This window comes from Cupriavidus sp. 01L415, assembly GCF_056400065.1.
This window is the reverse complement of record NZ_JBFTSP010000001.1, coordinates 321,995-343,473: the sequence shown is the minus strand read 5'-3', so window position 1 is coordinate 343,473 and position 21,479 is coordinate 321,995. Positions and strand designations below refer to the sequence as shown.

General features: G+C 64.8%; 19 protein-coding genes. 8 read left to right on the top strand and 11 right to left on the bottom strand.

Going from position 1 to position 21,479, the window contains the following annotated elements; genetic code table 11:
• The first annotated feature begins 220 nt into the window (after positions 1-220).
• The 6 genes from AC1DOX_RS01600 to phaZ all read left to right on the top strand — a co-directional run bounded on the left by AC1DOX_RS01600 (position 221) and on the right by phaZ (position 6,948).
• Positions 221-1,219 carry an AraC family transcriptional regulator gene (locus AC1DOX_RS01600; protein WP_441622447.1) on the top strand — a complete coding sequence of 333 codons (999 nt, stop codon included), beginning with the start codon at positions 221-223 and terminating at the stop codon, positions 1,217-1,219.
• 291 nt (positions 1,220-1,510) lie between these two features.
• Positions 1,511-3,304, top strand: a complete 1,794-nt coding sequence (locus AC1DOX_RS01595) for an acyl-CoA dehydrogenase (protein WP_441622445.1) — start codon at positions 1,511-1,513, stop codon at positions 3,302-3,304.
• A gap of 40 nt (positions 3,305-3,344) precedes the next feature.
• The gene (locus AC1DOX_RS01590) at positions 3,345-3,809 is read left to right on the top strand and encodes a MaoC family dehydratase (protein WP_441622443.1); all 465 of its coding nucleotides are present in this window, start codon (positions 3,345-3,347) and stop codon (positions 3,807-3,809) included.
• A 161-nt stretch (positions 3,810-3,970) separates the two neighbouring features.
• Positions 3,971-5,557, top strand: a complete 1,587-nt coding sequence (locus AC1DOX_RS01585; protein ID WP_441622500.1) for an alpha/beta fold hydrolase — start codon at positions 3,971-3,973, stop codon at positions 5,555-5,557.
• 58 nt (positions 5,558-5,615) lie between these two features.
• Positions 5,616-6,035, top strand: coding sequence for a phasin family protein (locus AC1DOX_RS01580; protein ID WP_441622441.1), 420 nt, complete (start codon positions 5,616-5,618; stop codon positions 6,033-6,035).
• A gap of 70 nt (positions 6,036-6,105) precedes the next feature.
• Entirely contained in the window at positions 6,106-6,948 is an 843-nt protein-coding gene (gene phaZ, locus AC1DOX_RS01575) for a poly(3-hydroxyalkanoate) depolymerase (RefSeq protein ID WP_441622439.1), read from the top strand.
• Positions 6,949-6,999: 51 nt separating this feature from the next.
• Here phaZ and AC1DOX_RS01570 read toward each other — a convergent pair whose 3' ends face one another.
• The 10 genes from AC1DOX_RS01570 to AC1DOX_RS01525 form a co-directional block, all read right to left on the bottom strand.
• A complete protein-coding gene (locus AC1DOX_RS01570) occupies positions 7,000-8,160 on the bottom strand; it encodes a porin (RefSeq protein ID WP_441622437.1) in 1,161 nt (386 codons plus the stop codon).
• A gap of 85 nt (positions 8,161-8,245) precedes the next feature.
• Positions 8,246-9,577 carry an MFS transporter gene (locus AC1DOX_RS01565; RefSeq protein WP_441622435.1) on the bottom strand — a complete coding sequence of 444 codons (1,332 nt, stop codon included), beginning with the start codon at positions 9,575-9,577 and terminating at the stop codon, positions 8,246-8,248.
• Positions 9,578-9,869: 292 nt separating this feature from the next.
• Positions 9,870-10,715 (bottom strand): IclR family transcriptional regulator, encoded by an 846-nt coding sequence (locus AC1DOX_RS01560; protein WP_441622433.1) that lies wholly within the window; start codon positions 10,713-10,715, stop codon positions 9,870-9,872.
• The gene (locus tag AC1DOX_RS01555; protein ID WP_441622431.1) at positions 10,712-12,394 is read right to left on the bottom strand and encodes a fatty acid--CoA ligase; all 1,683 of its coding nucleotides are present in this window, start codon (positions 12,392-12,394) and stop codon (positions 10,712-10,714) included. The genes AC1DOX_RS01560 and AC1DOX_RS01555 overlap by 4 nt, the downstream gene beginning before the upstream one ends.
• A 28-nt stretch (positions 12,395-12,422) precedes the next feature.
• Complete coding sequence (locus tag AC1DOX_RS01550; RefSeq protein WP_441622429.1) at positions 12,423-13,205, bottom strand: alpha/beta fold hydrolase; 783 nt, start codon at positions 13,203-13,205, stop codon at positions 12,423-12,425.
• On the bottom strand, positions 13,202-14,116 hold the full coding sequence (locus tag AC1DOX_RS01545; protein WP_441622427.1) for an alpha/beta hydrolase: 915 nt from the start codon (positions 14,114-14,116) through the stop codon (positions 13,202-13,204). The genes AC1DOX_RS01550 and AC1DOX_RS01545 overlap by 4 nt, the downstream gene beginning before the upstream one ends.
• 13 nt (positions 14,117-14,129) lie before the next feature.
• Positions 14,130-14,939, bottom strand: a complete 810-nt coding sequence (locus AC1DOX_RS01540; protein ID WP_441622425.1) for an enoyl-CoA hydratase/isomerase family protein — start codon at positions 14,937-14,939, stop codon at positions 14,130-14,132.
• Positions 14,940-14,956: 17 nt separating this feature from the next.
• Positions 14,957-15,454 carry a DUF6841 family protein gene (locus AC1DOX_RS01535; RefSeq protein ID WP_441622423.1) on the bottom strand — a complete coding sequence of 166 codons (498 nt, stop codon included), beginning with the start codon at positions 15,452-15,454 and terminating at the stop codon, positions 14,957-14,959.
• A 26-nt stretch (positions 15,455-15,480) separates the two neighbouring features.
• Positions 15,481-16,470: a Bug family tripartite tricarboxylate transporter substrate binding protein gene (locus tag AC1DOX_RS01530; protein WP_441622421.1), complete on the bottom strand. Its 990-nt coding sequence runs from the start codon at positions 16,468-16,470 to the stop codon at positions 15,481-15,483.
• A gap of 36 nt (positions 16,471-16,506) precedes the next feature.
• Positions 16,507-17,271, bottom strand: a complete 765-nt coding sequence (locus AC1DOX_RS01525; RefSeq protein ID WP_477112265.1) for an SDR family NAD(P)-dependent oxidoreductase — start codon at positions 17,269-17,271, stop codon at positions 16,507-16,509.
• A gap of 400 nt (positions 17,272-17,671) precedes the next feature.
• Between AC1DOX_RS01525 and AC1DOX_RS01520 the strand changes: the two genes are divergently transcribed.
• The gene (locus AC1DOX_RS01520; protein WP_441622417.1) at positions 17,672-18,280 is read left to right on the top strand and encodes a methylamine utilization protein; all 609 of its coding nucleotides are present in this window, start codon (positions 17,672-17,674) and stop codon (positions 18,278-18,280) included.
• A gap of 8 nt (positions 18,281-18,288) precedes the next feature.
• Positions 18,289-20,649, top strand: coding sequence for a putative bifunctional diguanylate cyclase/phosphodiesterase (locus tag AC1DOX_RS01515; RefSeq protein WP_441622415.1), 2,361 nt, complete (start codon positions 18,289-18,291; stop codon positions 20,647-20,649).
• Between the two features lie 90 nt (positions 20,650-20,739).
• Here the strand turns inward: AC1DOX_RS01515 and AC1DOX_RS01510 are convergent, their stop codons facing one another.
• Complete coding sequence (locus AC1DOX_RS01510; RefSeq protein ID WP_441622413.1) at positions 20,740-21,465, bottom strand: Coq4 family protein; 726 nt, start codon at positions 21,463-21,465, stop codon at positions 20,740-20,742.
• Between the last annotated feature and the right edge of the window lie 14 nt (positions 21,466-21,479).

Below are 21,479 nucleotides of genomic sequence, written 5' to 3'. Positions count from 1 at the left end.
CGTCCCTCAGGCAAACGCCACACAATTTCGGTAGCGGCGATTCTACCAACCGGGTGCTACATCGGCCGTGAAATGGCAAGCCTCACCCGGACGGCACGGGGCTTGCCGCCCTGCGGGCGAAGCGCCCGGGCTGGCGGGTTGCGGCGTTCTCAATGCACCGCGCCTGTGCCAGAATGTACCGTCATCATCCCAGACCGGCATTCACTGCCCGTGCCCTCGCTTGACAGGCCTGTCCGCTACCGTTCCCATCTCCGTCGTCAACGGCTTCCTGTCGGGCGCGGATCCGGCTGCTATCGCGCGGCTTGCCGAACGCTCGGGCATTGCCCATGAACTTCTGCGGGAACCCGCCGCACGGGTGACCCAGGAGCAATTCGCCACGCTCTATCGGCTGCTGGCGATGGAGCTCGACGATGAAATGCCCGGCATCTTCAGTCGTCCGCTGCGCAATGGCGTGCTGAAGTTCCTGGGTCTCAGCCTGCTTGACGCGCCGAGGCTGGAGGTCGCCCTGCATCGCTTTGGCCAGTTTTTCCATCTGATCCTGGACGAATTCCGCCTGACGTCACGGCGCGAAGGCAGCGCGGCGCACGTCGAACTGGTGGCGAACCCTGAAGGCCCCGGCGTCAGCGTACTGGGCTGCGAGCTGATGCTGAAGCTGGTGCATGGGATGGCCTCGTGGCTCATCCTCCAGAGAATCCCGCTCCATGGCGCGGAGTTCGCATTTCCGGTCCCGCCGCAAAGCAGCGATCACCTCTACCTGTTTCCGGGTCCGGTCCGCTTTGACTGCGCCCACACGCGGATCAGCTTCGATGCGGCCTACCTGGACCTGCCGGTCAGGCAACGCAAGCCAGACCTCGAAAAATTCCTGGCGCGTGCCCCCGAAGACTGGATCTTCGTCGCTTTCGCCGAGCAACTGACCTGTCACCGCGTGCGCCAGCACCTTGCCGAATGCCTGCCCGCGTCGCCCACCATCGACGCCGTCGCGCAGGCACTCCACCACTCCGTGCGCACCTTGTGCCGGCGCCTGTCGGCCGAAGGCACGACATTCCAGGCCATCAAGGACGAAGTGCGGCGCGATATCGCCATCCAGCGCCTGACGCGCTCCGAGGATTCCATCGCCGCGATTGCCTACGACGTCGGCTTCGACAATCCCACCGCCTTCCATCGCGCGTTCCGGCACTGGACGGGCAGCACACCCAACGCCTACCGCCGCCCGCTCTGATCCGCTCGCTCTGATCCGTCGATGGGCGCCGCCTAGCGCCCGTCGATGCCGATCCATGCCGACTGGCAATCCTGGCCGTCGACTTACAAATCCTGCCACTTCAGGCGGCGCAAACGCTGTCTGACGGCCGCGCACGCCCAGTCGTGACGCAAAGCGGCAGGATTTGTCAGCGAATGGGCTAGTTCGGGTAATCGTCTTTGCGCCGTCTGACATTACGATCAATTCCGTCAATGTCGCAGCGCAGCGAGCCAACCAGCCGCGGGTGCTGCATCTCAAGATAAGAGGCACGAGATGAGCTATACCGCACCTACCAAGGATATGTTGTTTGTCATTCAGGACCTGGCCGGACTGACAAAGATTGCCACGCTTCCCGGTTTCGAGGATGCCACGCTGGAGACGGTCGAAGCCGTCCTCGACGAGGCCGCGAAATTCCACGGCGAGGTACTTGCGCCGCTGAACGCGGCAGGGGACACGGCGCCGAGCACCTGGCACGACGGCGAAGTGCGCACGACGGCAGGCTTCAAGGAGGCGTTCCGCCAGTTCGGCGAAGGCGGCTGGCAAGGCATCGTCCATCCGACCGAATTCGGCGGCCAGGGCCTGCCCAAGCTGGTCGCCACGCCCTGCATCGAGATGATGAATGCGGCGAACATGTCCTTCGCGCTGTGCCCGCTGCTGACCGACGGCGCCATCGAGGCGCTGCTCACGGCGGGCTCCGACGAGCTCCGTCGGCGCTACCTGCCGCGCCTGATCGCTGGCGAGTGGACCGGGACGATGAACCTCACCGAACCGCAAGCCGGCTCCGATCTGGCGCTGGTCCGCACGCGCGCCGTGCACCAGCCGAACGGTACCTACAAGGTATCGGGCACCAAGATCTTCATCACGTACGGTGAGCACGACATGGCCGAAAACATCGTCCATCTGGTGCTGGCGCGCACGCCGGACGCGCCCGAAGGCGTGAAGGGCATCTCGCTGTTCCTGGTGCCCAAGTTCCTCGTCAACGAGGACGGCTCCCTCGGTGCGCGCAACGACGTCGAGTGCGTGTCGATCGAGCACAAGCTTGGCATCAAGGCCAGCCCCACCGCCGTGCTTCAGTTCGGCGACAACGGCGGCGCCACCGGCTACCTGATCGGCGAGGAGAACCGCGGGCTGGAGTACATGTTCGTCATGATGAATGCGGCACGCTTTGGCGTGGGCGTGCAGGGCATCGCGATCTCGGATCGCGCCTACCAGCAGGCCGTCGCCTACGCGAAGGATCGCGTCCAGAGCCGGCCGGTGGATGGATCGGCAAAGGAAGCCGTTCCGATCATCCGGCACCCCGACGTACGCCGCATGCTGACGGAAATGCGTGCGCTGACCGAAGGCGCACGGGCGCTCGCGCTGGTGGCGGCTGGCTACTCGGATATCGCGCACCACGCCGCCGATGCCGAAACCCGCGAGCAGTATGCCGCGGCCTATGAATACCTCGTCCCGGTCATCAAGGGATGGAGCACGGAGATGTCCGTGGAAGTGACCAGCCTCGGCGTGCAGGTGCACGGCGGCATGGGCTTTATCGAGGAAACCGGTGCGGCGCAACACTACCGCGATGCGCGCATCCTGCCGATCTACGAAGGCACCACCGCCATTCAGGCCAACGACCTGGTGGGCCGCAAGACGGTCCGCGATGGCGGCGCCACCGCACGGGCCATCCTCTCGCAGATCGACGACACGCTGGCCGCGCTCGCAGAGCGTGGCGCGAACGCGGCGTGCAGTGCGATGTACGCCCGCCTCGGCGCGGCACACACCGCGCTGGCCAATGTCGTCGAGTTCATCGTCGCGAAGACGCGCACCGATGCCAACGCCGTGTTTGGTACCAGCGTGGCCTACCTGAAGCTGGCCGGCATCGTGCTGACCGGCTGGCAGATGGCGCGGGCGCTCATCGTTGCCATCGAGAAGCATCACGAAGACGAGACCTTCTACGACGCCAAGATCGCCACCGCGGAATTCTTTGCCAACCATATCCTGACCCGCGCGCCGGGCATGGAGGCGGCCATCACCAGTGCCGCCGGCACGGACGGATTCCTTGCCCTGAACGACGCACAGTTCTGAGGCAGCCAGACCAAAATCAGAGACATAGAAGGAAAACAACATGGCAATCGATGGATACAGCATGGCGACGCTTGACGCGTTCGTCGGCCAGGAGTTGGGCGTATCGGAGTGGGTCGAAGTGGATCAGGCGCGCATCGACGCGTTTGCAGACTGCACCAACGACCATCAGTGGATTCACGTGGATGTGGACCGGGCGGGCCGCGAGAGCCCGTTTGGCGGCACCGTCGCGCACGGCTTCCTCACGCTTTCGCTGCTGGGCGGCCAGCTCACCCGCATGGGCATCGTCCCTGACGACGCGAAGGCGGCAGTGAACTGCGGCCTGGAGAAGACGTGCTTCCTGACGCCGGTAAAGGCCGGTGCCCGGGTGCGCAATCGTGTGAAGCTGCTGGCGGCAGAGGACAAGGGCGAAGGCCGCGTCATGCTGAGGACGGAGAACACGATGGAGATCGAAGGGCAGGCCAGGCCGGCCCTGGTCGCCGAGTCGCTGGCATTGCTGGTGGCCTGAGGAGATACGTCATGACAATCACAAAGCAACGTACCAGCAACGCCGGCAAGGGTAGCAAGGCCGGCAAGCCGGCCAGCGTCACCCGGCCGGTCGCGCCCGACAACGGCGGTCCGCTCGTGGCCGGCCCCAATCCCTTCGTGGGCTTGCGTCCGGAGGATCTGATGTCCACGGCCCAGCAGATCGGCGCGCAATGCGTTCAGGAGCCCGCACTGCTGCTGGAGCAGCAGACGCGGCTGGCCGACGACCTTCTGCGCGTGCTGGACGGCACGGCTTCCGCGCCCCCAGCCCGCGACCGTCGCTTCGCGGACCGCGAATGGCACGACAACCCGCTGTACCGCATGCCGCTGCAGGGCTACCTGGCCTGGCGCGATGCCGCGGCCGGCTTTGTCAGCCGATCCGTCATGGATGCGCGCAGCAAGGAACGCGCGCAGTTCTTCACGTCACTGGTGTTCGACGCGCTGGCGCCGACCAACATGCTGCTGGGCAACCCGGCTGCGCTGAGGGAGACGTTCGAGTCCTGCGGTCTCAACCTGCTCTCGGGCATGACCAACCTGCTGACCGATGCCCTGACCAATCAGGGCATGCCTTCCCAGGTCGACAAGAGCGCGTTTCGTGTTGGCCGCGACCTGGCGAGCACGCCGGGGACGGTGGTCTTCCGCAATGACGTACTCGAACTGATCCAGTACGCGCCCGTCACGGCCAAAGTGCATGCGCGGCCGCAACTCATCGTGCCGCCCCAGGTCAACAAGTTCTACGTGTTCGACCTCGCGTCGGGCAAGAGCATCGTCGAGTACCTGCTGGGGCAGGAGTTCCAGGTGTTCATGGTGAGCTGGCGCAATCCGACTGTGGCGCAGCGCGAGTGGGACCTCGACACCTACGTGGCCGCGTTGATCGAGGCCATCCATGCCATCCGCGACATCACCGGCAGTGACGATGTAAACCTGCACGGGGCCTGCGCCGGCGCGATGACGATGGCGGCGCTGATGGGTTATTGCGCAAGCCGTGGCGAGAAGCTGGTGAATGCCGCCACGCTGATGGTGTCCGTGTTCGGCCTGGACGAGCAGTCGCAGCTCGGCCTGTTTGCCACGCCGGAGGCCGTCACCACCGCGCGGCAAAGCAGCCAGGCGAGAGGCGTGCTCGACGGCGAGGAACTGGGCCGGGTGTTCGCATGGATGCGGCCCAATGACCTGGTGTGGAACTACTGGGTGAACAACTACCTGCTCGGCAAGGCGCCGCCGGCGTTTGACGTGCTGTACTGGAACAACGACACGACGCGACTGCCCGCGGGGTTCCATTGCCAGTTGCTCGACATCCTCTCGGACAACCTGCTTGCCATGCCGGGGGCCTTGACGGTACTCGGCGCGCCGATCGATCTGTCCAAGGTCGACTGCGACAAGTTCGTGGTCGGCGGCATGACCGACCATATCACCCCCTGGCAGGGCGTATTCCGCTCGGCACGCGCCTTTGGCGGACAGACTGAATTCGTCCTGAGCTCCAGCGGCCACATTCAAAGCCTGATCAATCCCCCCGGCAACCCGAAGGCAAAGTACTTCGTGAATGACGACGGTACGTCTGATCCCGAGGCCTGGCTGGACGGCGCCACATCCACGTCCGATTCGTGGTGGAGCCACTGGAGCCAGTGGCTGAAGCAGCGCTCCGGCCCGAAGCGGAATGCGCCCACTGCGCCGGGCAGCGCCCGCCATGCGCCGTGTGGCGATGCCCCCGGACGCTACGTGATCGAAGCCTGACGCGCGGCATCCCGCAGTTTTTTAGTTTCTCAACGCAACCTGAATGGAGACCATGAAGATGGAATCGACCAACACCGCGAGCACGTTTGCTCCGCACAAGAAGCTGCTGGACTTCGTCAAGCAGAACCGCCTCGACCCCGTGGCAATCCTGGAGTCGCGCCGCAAGGACATCGAGGCGCTGGCCAGTGTCAATCTGACGCTGCTGGACGGCCTGCAATCGCTGGTCCGTCTGCAGGCCGAGTACCTGTGTGGCACCGCGGCCGATCTGCAATCGCTCGGCACGAAGAAAGAGGGCGATGACGCCAAGACTGTCCGCGTGACCGAACTGCTGCCGGCGACCCTGAACAAGGCCGTGACCAGCCTGCGCGGCCTGACCGACACTGTGTACAAGACGCAGGCCGACAGCTTTGCCGTGGTTGGCAAGCGCTTTGCGGAGAACGTGGAAGAAGCGAAGGGCATCCTGCGCCCCAAGCAGTAAGCGCCACGGCACGGCCTCATCAGGTCGTGCCGTCTCGCCCGTTTCAGGGCAATGCATCCAGGATGACTTGATGACAATAAGCGGTGCCAGCGTTGAATCTGGCCACAAGATGGCAATCCGGACGGTAGACGTGGATGGACAAGTGCTGCGGGTCGGCATCCGGCCCGGCAGCGATGCGGGGCCGCCGCTGCTCATCTTTAACGGCATCGGCGCCAACCTGGAGCTCGTCGAGCCATTCGTCGATGCGCTCGAGGGTGTCGAAGTGATCATCTTCGACGTCCCCGGCGCCGGCGGGTCCCCCGCGCCGTTGCTGCCCTATCGCCTTTCCAACCTGTGCGTGCTCGCCGACAAGCTGCTCGGCAATCTCGGCTATGCAGGACAGGTCGACACGCTCGGCGTTTCCTGGGGCGGGGCGCTCGCACAGGAGTTCGCGCATCTCTATCCGGAGCGCTGCCGGCGGCTTGTGCTGGCGGCGACGTCGCCGGGCGTGATCATGGTGCCGGGCAGCGTGTCGGTTCTCTCGAAGATGATCGGCGCGCGTCGCTATACCGACCCGGACTACCTGCGCCGCGTGGGTGCCGACATCTATGGTGGCGCGTTTCGCGACGATCCTGCATTGCTGGAAGAGCACGGCCGGCATATGCATCCGCCGCGCGGTCGTGGCTATGTCTATCAGTTGCTGGCGGCATGGGGATGGAGCAGCCTGTTGTGGCTCGGTGCCCTGGGCCAGCCCACGCTGATCCTGCATGGGTCCGACGACCCCATCGTGCCCGTCGTCAATGCGAGGATCCTCGCTTCGCGCATTCGCAATGCCGCACTCCACGTATTCGAGGACGGCCACCTCTTCCTGCTGACGCGCGTCAGCGAAGTGGCACCGGTGGTGCTGCGCTTCCTGCGTCGGCCTCAGGCCTGACGCCGCGGGCGCCCGGATTCCCGGGCGCCCCGCATTCCATATCCCATCCGCTCAGAACTTGTGACGCAGGCCGACGGCCGCGCCGATCATCGTGCTCTGCCCGTTGCCAAGCGCATAGTTGTTGCCCAGCGAAAGGCTGTTGGCGTAGACCGTTGCGAGTGATTCGAGCATCAGGCCGGCGTTCTTGGCGAACGCGGTGCTGACATAGACATCCGTACGCTTCGAAAATGCGTAGTTCGCGACGAAGGCGACCTGCCACGGGTTGGCGACCTGCGTATTGCCGAACAGATTCTTCAGGTTGTCGTAGTTGTATTCGAGCGTGAGGGCCACGGCAGCGGTCGCCTGGTAGGTCGCGCCGATCCAGTAGAAGTCGTCCCGCTGGAACAGGACGTCCGCCGCGTTCGTGTTCCGACCCCAGCGATAGCCGCCCATGAACTTGGCCGGGCCGTAGGTGTAGCTGGCGCCAACCACGGCTTTCCTGACGGTGCCGCTGCTGGTGCCGATGGTCGGATTCCACTGGTCATAGCCAACGGTGACGCCAAACGGGCCCGCCTCGTACGCCACGGCGGCGCCATAGGCGGTGTCGCGCCGGAACTGGCCCGGGACTTCGCCGTTGCCGCCAATCGGCGTGGCGATGCCGACCGTCGCGGGCAGGGCCACGCCGACGCCGAACGACCAGTGTGCGAGGGCCTTTACCGGGCCGAACTGACCGGTGTACTTGACGGTATTGTCTTCGCGGAAGTTAGGGCCAGATTGCAGGATGATGGGCTCATACTGCGTGGCATAGGCGGTCGGCGAGTAATTGGCCAGCGCCTCGAACATCGAGGTGTACTGGCGGCCAAAACTGATCTGGCCATAGGGGCTTTGCAGGCCCACAAACGCCTGGCGGCCGAATAGCCGGCCGCTTTGCTGCGAGGTGCCGCTGTCGAGGTTGAAACCGCTTTCCAGGACAAACACGGCTTTCATACCACCACCAAGGTCTTCGGCGCCGCGCAGACCCCAGCGCGAGCCGGATAGTCCGCCCGAACTCATCCGGACGACATCATGGGCGGGCCCGCGATTGAACTGGTTGAACGCCGTGGGCACCACGCCCAGGTGATTGACATACTCGATGTTGGTGTCGACCACGCCGTACAGCGTGACGTTCGACTGCGCAAAGGCTGCCCCCGAGCAGATGGGCAGCGATGCCATGGCAAGGCTCTTCAGTTTCACCTGGTCTCCTCCTGTTTTCCTTCATGGAGATGCGACGCCGGATCATCCCGTAAATCCCATCATAGGAGAGCGCAGGGGAAAGAGGTCAGGTCTGCGCTTGTGCGGCGCGGTGGCTTTCAATGCGGCGCAGGTCGGCGGCGTAGTACTTGCGGCCGATCGCGAAACACAATGTGGCGCACAGGCCAGCCAGCGGAATGATCTGCAGGGCGCCGAGCAAGCCGATCCTGTCGGCAATCAGGCCGGTCACGAAGGGGCCGGGCGCCAGGCCCAGCAGGTTGTTGGCAAGCGTGAGCGTGGCGAAGGCAGTCGCGTGAATGCTGGGGTGCGTGAGGTTGGCCACCACGGCGCTCGCCGGTCCGGCCGTACCGCCAACCAGCAGCATGCCGGCGAAGATCAGGGCCATTTGCGCGGTGCCTGCCGGCGTATGGAAGGCAGCCACGAGCAGCGTGCAACTGGTGATGCTGTAGGCAATGGCCATCAGCCACTTGCGGGTCGGGGCATTGCGGGCCACCCAGTCGGTCAGCGCGCCGCAGGCAATCATGCCTGCGCCGGCGGCCAGCACGAAGCCGGCGGCTGTGAGGCCAGCGCGGTCCGTCGCCATGCCGTAGTAGCGCGACAGGTAGCTCGGCATCCACGCCAGCAGGGCGCCGGTGACGAGCAACTGCATGGCGCTGCCGACATAGGCACAAAGAATCGAAGGGGCCGAAAACAGGGCGGATACCATGGGCCGCAATGCCAGGCGCCTGGGTGCCGACGCGTCGCCCTGTTCCTCGCCGATCCGTTCGCGCTGCGCCTTCAGGCGCGGCTCCGTCACCACGAATCGAAACACGGCCACCAGCACCAGTCCGAAGATGGCCATGGCGGCAAACGCCCAGCGCCACCCAAGGTGGGCGGAGAGGGTGCCGCCGAGTGCCATCCCCAGCACCGACCCGAACGGGCCGCCGGCGATGAACGCCGCGCTCAGGCTGGATCGAAGTCGGCGGGGAAACACCGACAGCACCATGGCAATGCCCACGCTGCCATAGGCGGCTTCACCGATTCCCACGAACAGCCGGGCGATGAACATTTCGCCGAAGTTGGTCGCCACCGCACAGCCAAGCGTAGCGAGGCTCCACAGGCCGGCCATCAGCATGAGGCTCCTGACGCGGCCCCAGCGGTCGGCCAGGACCGACAGCGGCAAGGTCAGGACGCCCACCATCAGCGCAACAATGCCGCCAAGCGCGCCCAGCTCCGTATCGGTCAGCGTCCATTCGTGCTTCAGCAGCGGAAATACCGCATTGAGCACCTGGCGCGACATGTAGTCGGAAAGCAGCAGGCCAAAGCCGAGTGCGAAAACCACCCACGAGTAGTAATGGATACCGACTGGCCGGTCCGGATTGGCTGCCATAGTGGGAAGTGTGGAACGTTGGCCGTACATGAATACCTCAGAAGGAACATTTTGACGACTCCCGGCTACTGAGCCGAGGCGCTGCCGCTCCCTTCCAACGGCACTTGCCGGGCCGGTCGCAACTGAAGCAAGTATCTAGTATCAGTAGCGTCCGGTTTGATCATCCGGGACATGCATTTTGCTTTCTGGGACAGTTCGGGAAAACCTCAGGCCCTTGTTGTGGCGTTGTCGTGGCCGGTCAGCATCGCAGGTTTTTGCAGGTTTTTGCAGGTTTTTGCAGGTTTTTGCAGGTTTTCGCCGGTCGCCGCCCGCGCCGATTTCGTCACGTGCGCCGGTATCGATTTTCGATGCGCTGGGCGGCGGTAATCAGACGCGGCCGCACGACCGAAAGGAACTTCTCCGCCGAGATCGTCCGGGCCGGCGCGGCGGCATTGATGACAATCGGCGGCAAGGTGCTGCCCAGTTTCAGCGGCACGGCGATCCCGTTGATTTCCTTGTTCCAGTCGCCAAAGGAAGTCACGCATCCCAGTTCAGCGATCTCGACGGATGCTTTCGCGATGCCTTGCTCGATGGCCGGCCAGTTGGCCTCGTTCAGCGCCTGGAGCCGTCCCATGACACTGCGGCGTTCGGTAGCGCTCATCATCGCGATATGCGCCCGGCCCATCGCTGTCGTGCCAAGCGGCAGCCGGCTGCCGATGTCGAGATTGAGGGTCACGGCGGTGGACTGGCTCCGGCGGCAGTCGATATACAGGACGGACAGGTCTTCGCGGATACCCAGCGAGATCATGGATCGCGTACTGTCGGCCAGTTCCTGCAGCAGCGTCTCGCTGGCTTCGCGCAGATCCAGCCGCGAATGCGCCACGTGAGACAGCGTAAGCGTGGCCAGGCCGATGCGATAGCGGCCGAGGTCGGGGATGTGGTGCAGGAAACCGAGCGTAGTCAGCGTATAGGTCAGTCGGGTCACGGTGGACTTCGGCAGGCCGCAACGGTGAGCGATTTCGAGGTTGCTCAGGCGCTCCTCGCTGGAGTGGAAGGCTTGCAGGATGCGCAGCCCTCGCGCGAGAGCCTCGACGAAGTTGCGATCGGCACCTTCCCCGATGATGGACGTCACGGCATCGGCGTCCGCAATGGATTCGGCGGATGGCTGCTCCTGTCCCGATCTCTTCAAGTTGACCCTCCCGAAGGCTGATAGCGTTCGCGCATGGCGCGCTTGTCATACTTGCCGACGCTGGTACGCGGCAGTGCGTCCACAAAGTGTATCGCCTCCGGAATCGCATATCGCGGAATCCGGCCCGACGTGACGTAGTCGCCCAGATGCTTGCGGAGGGCGCTGGCATCAAACCAGCTCGGGGTTGCGATTTCCGTCACCACGATCGCCATCGGCCGTTCGCCCCATCGCGCGTCCGGCACGGCGATGACCGCGGCCTCCCTGACATACGGGTGCTGGCAGATTAGGTCCTCCAGCGTGCCGGATGACAGCCATTCCCCACCGCTCTTGATGACGTCCTTGAGGCGGTCGGTAATGCGCAGGTATCCATCTGCGCTGATGACGCCGATATCGCCGGTGTGAAGATACCCGCCACGCCAGAGGTCCTGCGTGGCCTGGTCATTCGCCAGGTATCCCGGCGTGAGCCACGGCGCGCGCAGGACAACTTCTCCCTGAGCCTGGTTTCCCGGCGGCAGTGCGCGCATCGATTCGTCGACGATTTGCATGTCGACCAGCGGCAAGGCCCGCCCTGCGCGGGTGCGGGCGGCAAGCGCCGCGTCGAAATCGCTGGCATCGCCGCCATCGTCGCTCTCGTCGATATCGGCGATGGCCTGGACCTGATGCGAGGCGGTAACGAACGGACCGGTTTCCGACATGCCATAGCCCGCAAACGCATCGATACCCTGTTTCATGGCCCTGCGGGCGAGATGCGTGGAGAACGGCGCGCCACCGACAATGATCTTCCAGCCGGACAGGTCGCTCTGGTCGGTCGGATCGGACTCCGCACGATCCAGGATCATCTGCAGGAGGGTGGGCACGCAATGGGAAAACGTCACGCCTTCGCTGGTGCGCAGCGTCAGCAACATCTCCGGCGTATAGCGCCCGGGATAGACCTGCTTGACGCCCAGCATGGTCGCGACATAGGGCATGCCCCAGGCGTGGACGTGGAACATCGGGGTGATCGGCATGTAGACGTCTTCCCGGTGAAACCGGCCATGGCTGCTCGTGCCGAATGCGACGCACACGGCAAGCGTGTGGAGCACCAACTGGCGATGGCTGAAGAAGACGCCCTTGGGCAGGCCCGTGGTGCCACTTGTATAGAACTGGGTGGCGCGGGTGTTCTCATCGAAATCGGGAAAGACGAAATCTGACCGGCTGCCGGCGAGCAGGGCCTCGTAGCCATCGGCGGCGGTGCCGTCATCGCCGTCATCGAGGATCACCATGGCCGCCGCGTCGACCACACCGCCCAGGGAGGAGACGAGCTCAAGGAAATCGCGGTGTACCAGGAGGACTTTGGGCTTCGATTGCTCCAACGTGTACTGGATCTGCTGCGGGCTTAGCCGAATGTTGGCGGTCATCAGCACGGCACCCATCATCGGCACCGCAAAGAAGCCTTCCAGGTACCGATGGCTGTCCCAGTCCAGAATGGCGACCGTATCGCCGTGGCCAACGCCCAGCGATTGCAGCCCGGACGCCAGCCGGCCAATCCGCTCGCGCAGCCCGCGGTAGGTGTATCGGCAGATGTCGCGATAGACAATGGTCTGGTCAGGCGTCTGCGCCAACGGCGTGAGCAACAGTTGCTTGATCAGCAGTGGGTACTGCGCCCCCAGTGGCGACGCGTGGGTGTCGCTGGCTTGCATTCCAAGTCTCCTGTGTGGCGTCGGACGTTCAGGGTTGCCGCGCGGTGGTCTGGCGCTGCGCATGGACGAAGTCCGTCAGGACCCGCGCCAATGCTTCCGGTTGTTCCAGTTGTGGCCAGTGGCCGGCGCCAGATACCCTGGCGACGGCACCTTGCGTGAATCGGCGCGCCGTTACCTCGATCAGTTCCTCGGTGAAGAACTTGTCGTCGGTGGCAATGCAGAGGGTGGGGTGCCTGATTGGCGATGGAGACTCGCCGTCGGGATGCCCTCCGGTCCACGCATGCAGCTGTGCAATCGACTCGTCGCGGCGGGTGGCAAGCGTGCTGTCGACCAGGGTTTCCAGTCCTTCCTGGTCGAGCGCCACCGCCAGGCCTCGCTTGCCGTCGGCGATGGCGCTGCGGTCGGTCAGGCCCGCCCGCGAGATGAAGCGCTCCATGACCGGCGGCGGCAGCGCATAGCCGCCCAGCGGGGCGGAGGTGATCAGCACCAGCCCCGCCAGCCGATCGCCAAGCCGCCGTGCCACCAGTTCGGCAATCTGGCCGCCCATGCTGTGCCCAACCACGACAACGCGCGCCGATGGATTGACGCTGGCCTCCCGAATCTGCGCCATGACATCGCTGGCGTATTGCTCGAGCTGTTGCGCGGAGGTCGCTGCCGGTGGTCGGTCGGATTTCAAGGCGACGGGCAGGAGATGCCAGCCAGCGAGATCCAGCCGGCCGATCAAGCGATCCCAGACTTGCGGCCCGTCGAGATAGCCATGCAAGAGCACCACGATGCCGTCTGGCGTGGGCATGTCACGCGGCGTGGTCATGCCGGTGCTCCGGGCTTCAGATGGGTCCGGAACCAGTCAAGCGCCGCCGAGCTGGAGGCCTCGAATTCCTTGCGATAGGCGTCGAAATGGCCGCCACCGATGATCTGCAGCCGCTTCGGCTCCACGGCGCGCTCATAGGCAGCCAGCGCCAGATCCGTGGGGGTTACCACGTCGTTTTCCGCCACCACCATCAGCAGCGGCTTCGGTCCGATGCGCGGAATCCACTGCCCCGGCTCATACATCTGCGACAACTTCGACGAGCGGATCGTGACGTACTCGCTTGGCTCCACGCCCTCTGGAATCTCGTAGGCGTCGTGGAATGCCAGCATGTCCGTGGACCGGTAGACGGCGCGTACCGCAGGGTCTAGGCTCACCACGCGCTGCAGCATCGGGGGCTCGCCGCGCAATTGCGCACGTTCGTCTTCATTGAACAGCGCTTGCTGGGCCGCGCGGGCATCCGGCGGCACGCGTCGCAGGCTTTGTTCGTATCCGCTCACGATCGGCACCTGCGCCACGACCACGCGCAGGCGGGCATCGGTGGCGGCAAGCACCGTGGCATGGCCGCCTGCATAGCTCGTGCCCCAGATGCCGAGGCGATGCGTGTCGACGCCATCGAGCGATTCGAGATAGCTGATCACACGGCGCCAGTCCGCAATTTGCTGCCATGGATCGATGTCGCCGCGTACCGCGCCGCCACTGAGCCCGAAGTTGCGGTGATCGTGGACGATCACGACGAAGCCGGCTGCGGCGAATCGCTCGGCGTATTCGCGCAGGCCACGATACTTCAGGCCGGAGAAGCCGTGCGCCATGGTAATCGCGGGAGCCGGGCCGGTGACGCCGCTTGGCCGGAAGACCCAGGCATGGAGTTCAATACCGCCTTCGGCGGGAATGTAGTGTTCTTCTGCGTGCATCGGACGCTTGCCTTTATTGACCGTTGAATGAGATGTCCGGCCGGGCCACGCCGGCCTCGATCGCCTGGATGGCGGAGGTCACGCCGCGCTGCACGTCGTCGGTAGCCAGCAGCACCGAGACGTGCTCGATCATGGCCTCGTCGGCACTGCGCACACCGCCGGCGGACCACGCTGCCAGCACTGACTTGGTCACGGCGTGGGCACGCGTGGGGCCGGCGGCGAGCGCTTGCGCATGGGCCAGCGCAACGTCCGCGAGCTGCTCGTCGGGCACCACCTTGGCGACGACGTTCAGCGACAGGGCTTCCGCCGCCGTGATCTCTTCGGACAGCATCACCAGCCGCGCCGCCACGCTGCGTCCGCTGCGTTCGGCAATGCGCTGGACCCCACCCGCCAGCGGCGAGACGCCCAGCGTCGCTTCGGTAAAGCGGAACCTGGCGGACTCGGCGGCGAAAATCAGGTCGGTGTGCAGCGCGAACTCGAAGCCGCCGCCGTAGGCCCGGCCATTGACTGCGGTGATGGTGGGAATCGGCAGCGATTCAATCGCGTTCAGGATACCGTTGGAGTAGCCGAAGCGTTCGCGTCGCGCGGCATGGGTTTCCAGATGGGGCCACTCGCGAAAGTCGCCGCCGAGGCAGAAATCATCGAGATCGCTGCGAAACAGCATGCATCGGGCGCCCTCGCGAGCGGCCTGGCGGACCGCGGTTTCCAGCTCGGCATAGAGCGGCCGGGTCAGGCGGTTCTGCGGCGGCCGGTTGAGCGTGACGATCGCCACGCCGTTCTGCAGTGCGTAGCGCACCAGTCCGGTTTCGGTGGAAGGCTTCATCTTGATTTCCTCGTGCTTTAGACGGTTTCCCAGATTTCGCTGAGCAATGTCTGGTCAGTCAACGTGCTGGCCACGGTGACCACGCGCCAGCCTTCGCCGGTGCGATGGATGTCGAAGTGGACCGCGCGGCGCTCGATCTCGCTTTCGTCGGCGCGGCGGCGTGACCAGATCACGTCGATCGATCCGGCGTTGCTGTTGTAGCCCTTGACGGCGCGGTCCAGGACCACGGTGTGGGTGTACTGCTGGGCCTGCAATGGCGCCTGGTTCGCGCGCAGCAGTCCGATGACCTGGTCGCCGGTCAACAGGCATTTGGTCATGTTGACCGACGCGGCGTGCAGGGGCGCGCCCCAGTACTGCAGGATCGCGTCGTCGCTGGTGGCAGCGTCGGCACCCATCCGGACCCAGTCGGGAAGGTAGGTGTCGAAGAACCAGCTGTTCATTTCGCGCACTGCGGTGCGATCGGCGGTCGTGGCCGTGGTGGTAGTCTGGGTCTTGGTCGTTTTGGGGGAGGTCATGTTGCGCGGTCCTGATGAGGGTGGGACTAGTCGAGCTTGGCGCCGGACTGGCGTACCACTTCCTTCCAGATCGGGGCCTCGCGTCGATACGTCGCGGCGATGTCTTCGGGCCCCTGGTAACTGGGCGCCCAGCCCAGGTCGCGGATGCGCTTCTGCACATCGGGCTTGCGGAGGGCCTTGTCGATTTCGCTCGCCAACCGGTCGACCACGGGCGCCGGCGTGCCGGCGGGCGCGGCAACGCCAACCCAGCCCACGGCGCGGAGCAGCGGGTCACTGATGCCGGTTTCGCTCAATGTCGGCACTTCAGGTAACGCGGCGAGCCGCGCCGGTCCGGTGACACCGATCGCCTTCAACCGCCCGGCCGCGATGAACTGTGGCGCCTGTGCGCCCGTCACGAAGGAAACCTGGATGTTCCCGGCGACCAGGTCATTGATCATTGGCGATTCCCCGCGATAGGCAACGTGCGCCATGTCGCCGCCAAGCAGGTCGTTCAGCCGGCTGGCACTCAGATGGGAAATCGTGCCCACGCCCCACGATCCGTAGGACATCTTGCCCTTGTGCGACTGCACATACTTGCGTAGCCCGGCGATGTTGCTGACTTCAAGGTGCGAGTTCACGACCAGCACCAGCGGGGCTTCGGCGACTTTCGCCACCAGCTTCAGGTCTTTTTCAGGGTGGTAGGGCAGCTTCGTATAGAGAAACTGGTTGATCATCAGGTTGGAACTCAGCGCGACGGTCAGCGTGTAGCCATCGGGCGGTGCCTTGGCCACGGCATCCACGCCGAGGTTGCCCGCCGCGCCGGTGCGGTTGTCGACCACCAGCGGCTGGCCCAGCGCCCGGCCCACCGGTTCCGACAGGGTGCGCGCAACGATGTCGATGGCCCCGCCCGCCGCGTACGGCGCCACGACCTTGATGGGTCGGGAAGGGTAAGACTCCGCGGCGAAGGAGAATTGACTGAGGGCCAGCAGTGCGGTGCCGAGCAAGCCGGCGCACGTGGGGCGCAATTGCAGATGCATGATGGTCTCCGTTGTGTTTTGTTTTTTGGGTGCGGCTTACATCCAGCTAAGGATTTGTCCGCCATCGATGGGAATGACGGCGCCTGTCATGTAGCGGCCGGCTTCGGAGGCCAGCAGCAACGTGGCGCCGTCGAGGTCGGACGGCTCGCCAAAGCGGCGCATCGGGATGCGCTTGAGGATGCCTTCCTCGATACCGCGTTCGGCGAACTCGGCCTGCATGTCGGTCAGGATGTTGCCCGGCGCCAGCGCGTTGACACGCACCCCCTTGCTGGCCAGTTCCAGGGCCATGATGTGCGTCAGGTGAATCAGCCCGGCCTTGGAGGCGCCATAGCTCGACATCTGGCCGCCGGCACGCAAGCCCGACGAGGAGGCGATATTGATGATGCTGCCGCTGCCGTGCGCCGCCATGCGACGGGCGGCCTCCTGGGCCATCAGGAATGCGCCCTTGAGGTTGGTGTCGAAGATGCGCGATACCTCGTCGTGGCTTTGCGAGATGAAGCGCTCGACGTAGATCACGCCGGCGTTGTTGAACAGGATGTCGATCGGCTGGCCGAGCTGGCTCTCGGCTTCCTGCCAGGCGGGGGCGATGCGGGCCGGATCGGTGACATCGAGCGGGACGGCGCATGCCGTGTGGCCCTGTGCGCGGAGTTCGGCGACAACGGCATCAAGACGATCGGCACGCCGCGCGCCCAGCGCCACCGCCGCGCCGGCTTGCGCCAGTGTGCGTGCCGTATGCAGACCGATGCCGCTTGAGGCACCGGAGATGAATGCGGCTTTGCCGCTCAGATCGAAGCGTGACATCGGGTGGTTCATAGGGGGCCTGATTTCCATGCCCGGCGTTGACGGGTCTCCGGGAGTCGGAGCCCGTGTGCGGCGGTGTGGAGAGTCTAGGTTGGGGTCGGCCCGCTCTCCAACGTCGCGTTCCGCTCTGCGGTCTGAAGTTGAGCGCGCGGTGAAGGGCAGGGCTGCGGGGGGAATCCGTGAACGGGGGCATGCTTCAGCGCGGAAGCGACGCGAACGCCGGGGTGACGGACCGCCCGGATAACTCAAATGAGTGTAAATAATGCGACGCCAAACGCATTCCGGCCGATACCAGCCACAATGCGCCAAGGCAGATTCATCGAGGTTTTCCACGACGGCGGGCAAGGCGTCACGCGTCCTGATGGATGCATTGCCGCTGCAAGGGGCTATTCGAATGCGAATGATGAAACGTGCGTCGCTCGTACTGCTTGGTTGTGCGCTATGCCTGGGTCTTGGCGAGGCGGCTGCGGCAGGGCTGCGCGTGCAGGTTGTCGACCAGACGGGTGCGCCCGTGACCGAGGCCGTCGTCTACGCGACACCGCTGAGCGGAAAGATGGCGCACGGAAAGCCTGCCGGCGCGATCATCGACCAGATCCAGGGGCGCTTCGTGCCGTTCGTGTCAGTCGTCCAGACCGGCACGGCGATATCCTTTCCGAACAAGGACAACGTCGAGCACGACGTCTATTCGTTTTCCCCAGCCAAGAATTTTGATTTGCCCCTGTATCACGGCGTTCCGGCGAATCCGGTCGTCTTCGACAAGGCAGGGCTCGTCGTCATGGGGTGCAATGTCCACGACAAGATGATTGCGTATCTGCTGGTGGTCGATACGCCGTACTTCGCCAAGACCGACACGACGGGCTTTGCCTCGATCGACCGGGTTCCGGCGGAGTCGTACAAGCTGACCGTCTGGCATCACCGCATGACGGACGCGAATGCCATGCCGACGCAGAAAGTTGCGGCGGGCGCCGACGCCACCACGATCTTCAGCCTGCAACTCAAGGCCCAATAGGCGTCGCCATGCGATTCCACAGCTTGCGTGTCCGCATCGCCGTGGTTGTCGTGGTGCTGATGCTGGCGGCCCAGGCGGCGGGGTATGTGGTGATCAGTTCGGTCATCCGTGCGAATGCCCGCAGCAATTCGCAGGAGCAACTGCTGGTCGCCGAGCGCGTGTTCAAGCAGATCCTGCGCTCCAATGGCGAAAAGCTGACCCAGGCGGCGGGCGTCGTGGCGGCCGATTTCGGCTTTCGGCAGGCCGTTGCCACGCACGATGAAAACACGGTCGTGTCGGCGCTGGATAACCATGGGCGCCGCATCCGCGCGGACATCGTGATGCTGGTCGACCTGGATGGCAGGCTGGTCGCCGATAGCCATGGCGTTGCGCCGCAGAACACCGCCTTTCCATTTCCCAGCCTGATCCACACTGCCACCCGGGACGGCGACGCGTCATCGATCGACGTGATCGGCGGGCGGCTATACCAGCTTGTGGCCGTGCCCGTCAAAGCGCCCCTGATCATTGCCTGGGTGGCGATGGGCTTCCGCATCGACGACGGCATCGCCCGGGAAATGGCGAACCTGACCTCGCTCGACGTTTCCTTCGTCACGCGCGGCGCCGGCGGCACCCGCAAGCTGCTTGCCACCTCGCTGGCACAGCCGCGCGATGTCGACACGGAAGACGAGGCGCTCACCGATGACGACTACGCGACCCGGATCGTCTCGTTGCCGTCCAACGGCGAACCCATGGCCGTCGAGCTGCAACGCTCCTTGCAGGCCGCGATGGCGCCGTTTCACCGCCTGCAATCGACGCTGCTGATCATTACGGTCTTTGGCGTGGTGTTGTCGATTGCCGGCAGCATCCTGACCGCCGGCAGCGTCACGCGGCAGCTTGCCGCGCTGGCCCAGTTCTCGCGCCGCGTCGGCCTGGGGGACTACGGCAAGCCGATCGACATTTCGCACGACGACGAAATCGGCGAACTGGCCAGGGCCTTCAACCATATGCAGGAGGACATATCCGAACGTGAGCGGCGAATTGCCGAGCTTGCCTACACGGATCGCCTGACCGGCCTGCCCAATCGGGCGCTGTTCAACGACAGGCTGCAGCAGGCGATTGCGGAGGCCGCGCCGACGCAGCGGCCGTTGAGCGTGATGATGATGGACCTTGACCGCTTCAAGTACGTCAACGATACGCTCGGTCATCCGATTGGCGACCTGCTGTTGTGCGAGGTCGCCACGCGGTTGCGGGCTGTCCTGCGACGCACGACGGATGTGGTGGCGCGGCTCGGGGGCGACGAATTCGCGGTGTTGCTGCCGGGCGATGACGTCGGCGCGGCCCAACGGATCGCGGAGCGGCTCCTGAAGGCGCTGGAGCTGCCGATGGCCATTGAAGGCCAGCTGGTCGACGTGGGGGCAAGCATCGGCATCGTGACCTTTCCGCAGAACGGTGCGGACATGGACGTCCTGCTGCGTCGCGCGGATATCGCGATGTACGCCGCCAAGCGTTCGAATTCAGGCTTTGCGCTCTATCTTGAGGAGCAGGATCAGAACAGTGCGGGGCGCCTCTCGCTGATGAGTGAATTGCGGCAGGCCGTCGAGCACGACCAGCTGATGCTCTACTACCAGCCGAAGGTGGACCTGGACACGCGCGCCATCAAGTACGTCGAGGCACTGGTACGCTGGGACCATCCAACGCGCGGCTTTGTGCCGCCGGACCAGTTCATTCCGTTTGCCGAGCAGACCGGCTATATCAAGGCGATCTCGCACTGGGTGGCGGAGAAGGCCATCCAGCAGTGCGCAGCCTGGCACACGAGCGGCATCGAGCTCGCCGTGTCGATCAATGTCTCCGCGCGCGATCTGATCCAGTCCGCGCTGCCCGACAGCTTTGGCGCGCTGTTGAAGAAGTACGGCGTTGCACCGGAGATGGTGTGGATCGAGATCACCGAGAGCGCAATCATGGAAGACCCGAACAACGCGATCGAAACACTCGATCGTCTGCACGCGCTCGGTATCCGGCTTGCCATCGACGACTTTGGCACGGGCTATTCGTCGCTGTCGTACCTGAAGCGCATGCCAGTGGACGAGCTGAAGATCGACAAATCCTTCGTCATGGGCATGGCGCAACACAGGGACGACGAGACCATCGTGCGCTCGACGATCGACCTCGGCCACAACATGGGGCTGAAAGTCGTCGCCGAAGGGGTGGAATCCGAGGACATCCTGGAACGATTGCGGGACCTGCGCTGCGATCTGGCCCAGGGCTTCCATCTCTGCCGGCCCTTGCCGCCATCGCGGCTGGAAGCCTGGCTGGACAACTGGCAGCGTGCAGATCCCATGGCGCTGCCGTCAGGCGAGCGGGATTTGATTGAATCCGGCGAGACGACCTAGCAGCACGGCCGGCCATCGCGCCTTGCTGACTACCCTTTGGACGCCTGACGAACGCTTGCCAGGCGTTCGCCCTTGCGTTGCCGCACAGGCTTACGCCGTCCACTCCTGCGCCGGATTGCAGGCAAGGTAGCGTGCCGGTTCGGCGATGCCGAGCCGCTCTCGCGCCGACTCGATCGGCTCGCGAAGCAGCTTCTCGTAGTCCTCGCCGAGCAGCCAGCTTGCCCGGCGGCCCAGGCGGTAGCCTTCGAACACCGCGCGGGCGAAGGCCAGGCTGCCGGTCACGCGTAGGCTTTTCAGCGAGGCCGCGACGGCGATGAAGGCCCAGCCGGTGCCGCCGGTCTGCGCGTAGCTGAACGCAACCAACGCTGCCTCGCCGAGGCTTTCGTCGGCGCGATAACCAGTCAGCACGTGCCAGATGTCATGGATGTCGCGTGTCCGGCGGCCGAACCACATGTAGGCGTCCTCGATCAGCGGTTCCTGGTTCAGGTTGGATACCTGGGCCAGGCCGTCGGCGCTGTAGCCGGTCTTTTCGAGGAACGCGCGATAGACGGCGCCGACCGTACCCGGCGCGAAGCTGGCGATGTACGCCGGATCGGAAAGGCGCTCGGCCAGTTCGATGCGCTGATAGGCCAGTCGCCTGCCATCGGGTGTGCTCAGCAGCCGGCGGTAGTTCTTCGGCATGGCGGGGCCGTTCATCGCCCGCATGATGCGGAACACCTGCTCGGTGTCGTTGCCGTCCGCCAGCAGCTTGCGCACGGCGCGAAATGCCGTGAGCAGGTCGCGCCTGTAGGGATCGATACCGGTTGAAGCAGCCATGGCAGGGTTCCTTT

Bases quoted from the DNA above. Each gene is read 5' to 3' on its own strand.
- AC1DOX_RS01540 (WP_441622425.1), bottom strand. From the start codon at position 14,939: ATGAAGCCTTCCACCGAAACCGGACTGGTGCGCTACGCACTGCAGAAC.
- AC1DOX_RS01580 (WP_441622441.1), top strand. From the start codon at position 5,616: ATGGAATCGACCAACACCGCGAGCACGTTTGCTCCGCACAAGAAGCTG.
- AC1DOX_RS01590 (WP_441622443.1), top strand. From the start codon at position 3,345: ATGGCAATCGATGGATACAGCATGGCGACGCTTGACGCGTTCGTCGGC.
- AC1DOX_RS01550 (WP_441622429.1), bottom strand. From the start codon at position 13,205: ATGACCACGCCGCGTGACATGCCCACGCCAGACGGCATCGTGGTGCTC.
- AC1DOX_RS01555 (WP_441622431.1), bottom strand. From the start codon at position 12,394: ATGCAAGCCAGCGACACCCACGCGTCGCCACTGGGGGCGCAGTACCCA.
- AC1DOX_RS01525 (WP_477112265.1), bottom strand. From the start codon at position 17,271: ATGTCACGCTTCGATCTGAGCGGCAAAGCCGCATTCATCTCCGGTGCC.
- AC1DOX_RS01510 (WP_441622413.1), bottom strand. From the start codon at position 21,465: ATGGCTGCTTCAACCGGTATCGATCCCTACAGGCGCGACCTGCTCACG.
- AC1DOX_RS01595 (WP_441622445.1), top strand. From the start codon at position 1,511: ATGAGCTATACCGCACCTACCAAGGATATGTTGTTTGTCATTCAGGAC.
- AC1DOX_RS01520 (WP_441622417.1), top strand. From the start codon at position 17,672: ATGATGAAACGTGCGTCGCTCGTACTGCTTGGTTGTGCGCTATGCCTG.
- AC1DOX_RS01515 (WP_441622415.1), top strand. From the start codon at position 18,289: ATGCGATTCCACAGCTTGCGTGTCCGCATCGCCGTGGTTGTCGTGGTG.
- AC1DOX_RS01535 (WP_441622423.1), bottom strand. From the start codon at position 15,454: ATGACCTCCCCCAAAACGACCAAGACCCAGACTACCACCACGGCCACG.
- AC1DOX_RS01565 (WP_441622435.1), bottom strand. From the start codon at position 9,577: ATGTACGGCCAACGTTCCACACTTCCCACTATGGCAGCCAATCCGGAC.
- AC1DOX_RS01530 (WP_441622421.1), bottom strand. From the start codon at position 16,470: ATGCATCTGCAATTGCGCCCCACGTGCGCCGGCTTGCTCGGCACCGCA.
- AC1DOX_RS01585 (WP_441622500.1), top strand. From the start codon at position 3,971: ATGTCCACGGCCCAGCAGATCGGCGCGCAATGCGTTCAGGAGCCCGCA.
- AC1DOX_RS01545 (WP_441622427.1), bottom strand. From the start codon at position 14,116: ATGCACGCAGAAGAACACTACATTCCCGCCGAAGGCGGTATTGAACTC.
- phaZ (WP_441622439.1), top strand. From the start codon at position 6,106: ATGACAATAAGCGGTGCCAGCGTTGAATCTGGCCACAAGATGGCAATC.